General features: G+C 45.8%; 5 protein-coding genes. All 5 read left to right on the top strand.

The genetic code is table 11. The annotated features are described in order from the left end of the window. Positions 1–800: 800 nt before the first annotated feature. The 5 genes from lipA to dnaJ all read left to right on the top strand — a co-directional run bounded on the left by lipA (position 801) and on the right by dnaJ (position 6,137). Complete coding sequence (gene lipA / locus WHS63_RS13020; protein ID WP_445205489.1) at positions 801–1,667, top strand: lipoyl synthase; 867 nt, start codon at positions 801–803, stop codon at positions 1,665–1,667. A 55-nt stretch (positions 1,668–1,722) separates the two neighbouring features. Beyond that, entirely contained in the window at positions 1,723–2,415 is a 693-nt protein-coding gene (gene lipB, locus WHS63_RS13015; protein ID WP_445205488.1) for a lipoyl(octanoyl) transferase LipB, read from the top strand. 18 nt (positions 2,416–2,433) lie between these two features. Further along, positions 2,434–4,152, top strand: a complete 1,719-nt coding sequence (recJ, locus tag WHS63_RS13010; protein ID WP_445205487.1) for a single-stranded-DNA-specific exonuclease RecJ — start codon at positions 2,434–2,436, stop codon at positions 4,150–4,152. Between the two features lie 222 nt (positions 4,153–4,374). Next, positions 4,375–4,968 carry a nucleotide exchange factor GrpE gene (gene grpE / locus WHS63_RS13005; protein ID WP_445205486.1) on the top strand — a complete coding sequence of 198 codons (594 nt, stop codon included), beginning with the start codon at positions 4,375–4,377 and terminating at the stop codon, positions 4,966–4,968. An 11-nt stretch (positions 4,969–4,979) separates the two neighbouring features. Then, positions 4,980–6,137: a molecular chaperone DnaJ gene (gene dnaJ / locus WHS63_RS13000; protein WP_445205485.1), complete on the top strand. Its 1,158-nt coding sequence runs from the start codon at positions 4,980–4,982 to the stop codon at positions 6,135–6,137. The last annotated feature ends 227 nt before the right edge of the window (positions 6,138–6,364 follow it).

The following is a 6,364-nucleotide window of genomic DNA, read 5'->3' as shown; positions in this document are numbered from 1 at the left end:
GTCGGGCTTTTCAGCCTTGATTTTCTTTGGTTCTTTCTTGTATCAAGACAAGAAAGAACATGTAAACTGCTCTTTGTAATGATTTTTTGTTGCGATGCAACGTTTTCTCCTTGCTCTTTGGGCTTTGCATTGCGTGCATCGCAATACATGGAGGAGGGAGCCATTGGGTTACAAATATTACGCCCCTACGGGGCTGGAAGCGTTGTTCGTTTTTTGTGAATCGTTGTTCGTGAATATCACGCCACACGCTCTGTGTAACACCGTGTTACACTGTGTAACTCTGTGATACCTGCTGTTGCTCGCTTCATGAGACGGTTGTCATGCTGAGCACCACCGAAACATCTTTTTTATCCTTTCATCCCTCTTGAATGGTTTTATTGCAATCGTTCTTTGCCATTTTTTCCTGTTGCGATGCAACGTTTCGGTATTGCTCTATGGAATGCGATAGAGTGCATCGCCAAATATTTGGAATACCTCTATTTCCTTGGGCTAGGTTGATTTGCTCTTTCAGGGCCTTTAAAATTCTTCTACTTCCTCTAACTTCTTATAACTTCCTTTAACTTCATCTAACTCCCTATAACTCCATATCCTACTGTATTTTATTCTCGTTTAACGTTTAAGGCTTACGGCACCCGATTCACAATTTAAATTCCTATAACATCTTCATTTTCTGAATCCTTACGTTTTACGTTTAACAAGTCACGAACCTTTTCAAACCATTCACTGTTAACCAATCACTTTTATGACTAAATAATCGTTTAAGAGCATTTTTTTTAGTTATTTTGTAAAAATTTTTGGGGATGGGAAATGAACGGAAGCCGGAATGGCTAAAGATAAAGTTACCCGGTGGCGAAGGGTATGCCCAGGTGAATTCCATTGTTAAGAAACATGGGTTGCATACAATTTGTAGCAGTGGAATGTGCCCGAATATTGGCGAGTGCTGGGGGAATGGGGTTGCAACTCTAATGATTCTAGGCGATATATGCACCCGTTCGTGTAAGTTTTGTGCTACTGCAACCGGAAAACCGCTTCCTCCCGATCCCAATGAACCCACTAAGGTTGCCCGTACGGTAAGCCTAATGGGGCTTAGTTACTGTGTAATTACATCGGTTGACCGCGACGATTTGCCCGACCATGGAGCTGGGCATTGGCGTAGTACTGTTATGGAGATTCGAAGGGTTAATCCCAACACCACCATAGAGGTTTTAATACCCGATTTTGACGGGAGGCCTGAACTTATTGACCTTTTCCTTGAATCGGAGCCCGATGTTGTTGGGCATAACCTTGAAACCGTGGAGCGCCTTACCCCACTTGTAAGAACAAAGGCAAGTTACAGGCGAAGCCTGAAAGTGCTTGAGCACATTGCAAAGCGCGGCTTTAGAGCTAAATCGGGCATAATGCTCGGGCTCGGTGAAACCCGCGATGAGGTAATTCAAACCCTTGACGATTTGCTTGCTGTGGGCTGCCGAATGGTTACCATAGGGCAGTACCTACAACCCCGACCCACCAATTTACCCGTTCAACGCTATGTTACCCCGGCGGAGTTTGAAGAGTATAAGCAGATAGCCCTTGCAAAAGGGTTCGATTTTGCCGAAAGCGGCCCCCTGGTTCGCTCGTCGTACCACGCCGATAAGGCTCAACACCTGGTTAAAGGATGTTGTAAATAATCAATCTAACCTTAAACCGGTGTACTTGCTATGCAAATAGGAAAAACAATATATAATGCAAAACGTAAAGTTTCATGATCTTGGAACGGTTGATTACAAGGAGGCATGGGATTATCAGGAAAAACTATTCGACGAGGTAACCAAACGTAAACTAAACGGCGATGGCAAGTTACATTACTTGCTGTTTTGCGAGCATCCGCATGTTTACACCCTTGGCAAAAGCGGCGAAAACGCCAACCTGCTGATCCCCGAAGAGATGCTTAAACGGATTAACGCATCGTTCTACCACATCAACCGCGGGGGCGATATTACATATCATGGCCCCGGACAAATTGTTGCCTACCCCATATTCAACCTGGAGGCTTTTGGGCTAACCCTCAAGTCCTACATACACTTGCTAGAGCAGGTGGTAATCGATTGCCTTCAGGAGTATGGTATTGCAGCCGATAGGCTTGAAGGTGCAACTGGCGTTTGGCTCGATCCCGGTGTAAAGGGTCGCGAACGCAAAATCTGCGCTATTGGTGTTAGGGCAAGCCGATTTGTAACCATGCACGGCTTAGCTTTTAACGTAAACACCAACTTGGACTACTTCCGCTACATAAACCCTTGCGGATTTATTGATAAGGGGGTTACCTCCATGCAGGTGGAGCTTAACCGCCAGCTTGATATGGAAGAGGTTAAGGCTAAACTCCTTAACCACTTTACTCATCGGTTTCATTTCGCATGCAACCGCATAGGTATTGCTTAACATTTAAACCATGCAGAAATGGAAAAACGATGGGTTCTCAAGGATCCGGGCGATCCGGCATTAGTTAGCTCTCTGGCTAAGGAAATTAACGTTAGCGAGACCATAGCATCGCTACTGGTACAGCGCGGAATTGATAGTTTTGATAAAGCTAAGCGCTTTTTCAGGCCCTCGTTAGCTGACCTCTACGACCCATTCCTGATGAAGGATATGGCCGAAGCGGTTGAGCGCATCGACAGGGCAATCCGTCGGGGCGAATCTATCCTCTTTTACGGCGATTACGATGTTGACGGTACTACTGCTGTTGCCCTCATGTACTCTTTTTTCAGAAAACGGTACACAAAAATTGGCTATTACATTCCCGATAGGTACAACGAGGGGTACGGAATATCGTTCAAGGGAATAGACTATGCTTTTGAAAATGGCTATTCACTTATTGTTGCTCTCGATTGCGGCATAAAAGCAGTTGATAAAGTTCGTTATGCCTCACAGCGTAATATCGACTTTATCATTTGCGACCACCACTTGCCCGGTGATAGAATTCCCGATGCTGTTGCTGTACTTGATCCCAAACGTTCCGATTGTAAATACCCGTTTAAGGAGCTTTCGGGCTGTGGGGTTGGCTTTAAGTTGCTGCAGGGCTACTGCAAAAAAACAGGGACATCAGAGGAGGAACTTTACCAACATCTCGACCTGTTGGCTGTAAGCATTGCATCGGATATTGTGCCTATTGTTGATGAGAACAGGGTATTGGCCTATTTCGGATTGGAAAAATTGAATACAAAGCCAAGCCGTGGGTTAAAGTCGATAATCAAAATTGCCGGAATAGAAAACCAACGGATAGCCATCGACGACATAGTATTCCGTATAGGTCCACGAATAAATGCGGCTGGCCGAATGGAGTCCGGGAAAACAGCTGTTGACCTGCTTTGCGCTGCCGACGATAGTTCAGCCTTTGAGGTGGGGGCGCTGATCGACTCGTGCAATAACGACCGTAAAAATGTTGATCGAGCCATTACGCACGAGGCAATTAAAATGATAGCGCAGGATAAAAGGTTGCAGCATAGCTATTCCACTGTGCTATTCAACCCTTCGTGGCACAAGGGTGTAGTAGGGATTGTTGCTTCGCGCTTAATTGAAACTTACTATCGCCCTACGGTTATTTTAACCCAATCGGGCGATTTGGCTACCGGTTCTGCCCGTTCTGTTCAAGGATACGACTTGTATCAGGCCATTGAGGCCTGCTCCGACCTGCTCGAGAACTTTGGAGGGCACATGTACGCTGCTGGCCTTACCATGAAGGTGGATAAAGTTGAGGAGTTTAAGCAACGTTTTGAAGAGCACGTGAGCAAAACCATTACGCCCGAAATGCTATCACCTCAAATCGATATTGATGCCCGTATTAGGCTTGATGATATCACCGAAAAATTCTTTAATGTGCTTAAGCAGTTCCAGCCTTTTGGCCCAGGGAACATGTCGCCGGTATTTATGGCCGAAAATGTTTACGATAACGGCGAAGGCCGGTTGGTTGGCAGCGAGAAGGAACACCTTAAACTTACAATAGTTCAGGAGGGAAGCACAAAAAAATACGATGCTATAGCGTTTCAGATGGCTGAGTATTATAAGCCCATACATTACGGCCAACCGTTTGATATTTGCTTTGCTTTGCACGAGAATAATTTCAAGGGGAATATTACCATACAGCTTAGGGTGAAGGATATAAAGTTACGGTCAAGGTAACGGAATTTTTCATCACGGTTTAGCAAAGGAGGTTATTTGATGATTTTAAAATATTCCCTTCGCAGTCCATTTTGGCGGAGTGGTATTTTTCAGGCTAACAATGACGAACATCTGTCACTTACCCCCTGAAAATTTCATGTCATTTTGACCGAGCTAAACGGTTGGAATAGATTTTGAAACAATGGTTGAGAATTATTGTGAAACGTAAAAATATCAACATATATGAGCAAGAAACACAAAAAGGAGGAGATAGAACAGGAGCAAGTAAATCAACAAACCGTTAGCACCGATAGTAATGTAACCGATAGTAAGGCTCAAGCCGACGAGGGCAAAGAGCAGGCAGCCCAAGCTGAACAATCCAAAGATGATAAGGTTGCCGAACTAACTGCCCAGCTGGAGGAGATGAAGGATAAGTATTTGCGCCTTACAGCTGAGTTTGATAACTACCGTAAACGAACGCTCAAGGAAAAGGCCGATTTACTCAAATACTCTTCGGAGGAGGTTCTAAAGGATCTACTTCCGGTTATCGATGATTTTGACAGAGCCCTTAAGGCCATTGAAACAGCCAATGATATCAATGCCGTTAGGGACGGCATCGCTTTAATTGTAAACAAATTCAACGATTTCCTTAAAGCAAAAGGTGTTAAAGAGATTGAGGCCATTGGCAAGGATCTCGATACCGATTTGCACGAGGCCATTACCAAAATCCCTGTGCAGGAAGAAGCACAAAAGGGGAAGATTGTCGATGTAATCCAAAAGGGTTACATGCTTCACGATAAGGTAATGCGATTCTCTAAGGTTGTGGTTGGAGAGTAAAACAGTAGGGTATGACAACCAAACGCGATTACTACGAAATACTTGGCGTACCGCGGAATGCCACCAAGGAGGAAATTAAAAAGGCATACCGCAAGATGGCCATAAAATATCACCCCGATAAGAACCCGGGCGATAAGCAAGCCGAGGAAATGTTTAAGGAGGCAGCCGAAGCCTACGAGGTTCTTAGCGACGATAACAAGCGTGCCCGTTACGACCAGTTTGGCCATGCAGGTATGGGTAACGGTGCAGGCGGTGGTGGTTTCTCGCACGACTGGACCATTGAGGATATTTTTGCCCAGTTCGGCGATATTTTTGGCGGCCATTTTGGCAGTTTTGGCGGGTTTGGTGGCTTCGGTGGCGGACGCTCATCGCGACGCACAAACCGCGGTACCGACCTACGGGTTAAGGTTAAACTGTCGTTAAGCGATATTGCTAACGGGGTTGAGAAAAAGATTAAGGTAAACAAGTACGTATCGTGCCATTCATGCGGAGGTTCTGGCGCGGCGGGAGGTTCATCGTATAGTACTTGCTCTACCTGCCGCGGTTCAGGGTATGTAACCCGTGTAACTAATACCCTGCTCGGGCAGATGCAAACCACCTCGCCATGCCCAACCTGTAATGGCGAAGGTAAGGTGATAACCAACAAGTGCGTTGCATGTAATGGCGAAGGAGTGGTTCGCGAGGACGAAGTAATAACCGTTAAAATACCTGCTGGTGTTGCCGAGGGTATGCAGCTCAACGTTCAGGGTAAGGGTAATGCTGCCCGCCGTGGAGGAGTCCCTGGCGATTTGCTTGTAATGATTGAGGAGGAAAAACACCCTAACCTGGTGCGCGACGGTAACGACCTAATTTACAACCTTAACATCAGCATTCCCGACGCCGTTCTTGGTGCACCGGCTGAAATTCCTACCGTTGATGGTAAAGTGAAGATTAAAATAGAGCCCGGCACCCAACCCGGGAAAATTCTTCGCTTAAGGGGTAAGGGTTTGCCCGAGGTGAATAGCTACCAGCGCGGCGATTTGCTTGTGGCGGTTAATGTTTACATACCCAAAAACCTTACCCGGGAGGAAAGGGCAATTTTTGAGAAATTTGCAAAATCGCCAAGTTTTACACCCAACCCCGATGAGGGAGGCTCATTCTTTGAAAGAATGCGTGGGATGTTTGAGTAGGATACTCGTTAACAACAACATATAGCGTACCAATAGGGTACGCTTTTTTTGCTTATACGAGATTCAATCTCGTTTAGTTAACAAAAATATTCATGCCTGTCATCCTGAGCGGCCTGTCCCGCACTAGCGGGGAGCGAAGGATCTCTAATCGACCCATTGAGATGTTTCGCTTGCGCTCAACATGACAATAGTTTCAAGAACAACGAACAACGCTTCCAGCCCCGTAG

The organism is Tenuifilum sp., assembly GCF_037481895.1.
Taxonomy (GTDB): Bacteria; Bacteroidota; Bacteroidia; order Bacteroidales; family Tenuifilaceae; genus Tenuifilum; species Tenuifilum osseticum.
The sequence above is the reverse complement of the archived record's forward strand: the minus strand, read 5'-3'. Positions and strand labels throughout refer to the sequence as shown.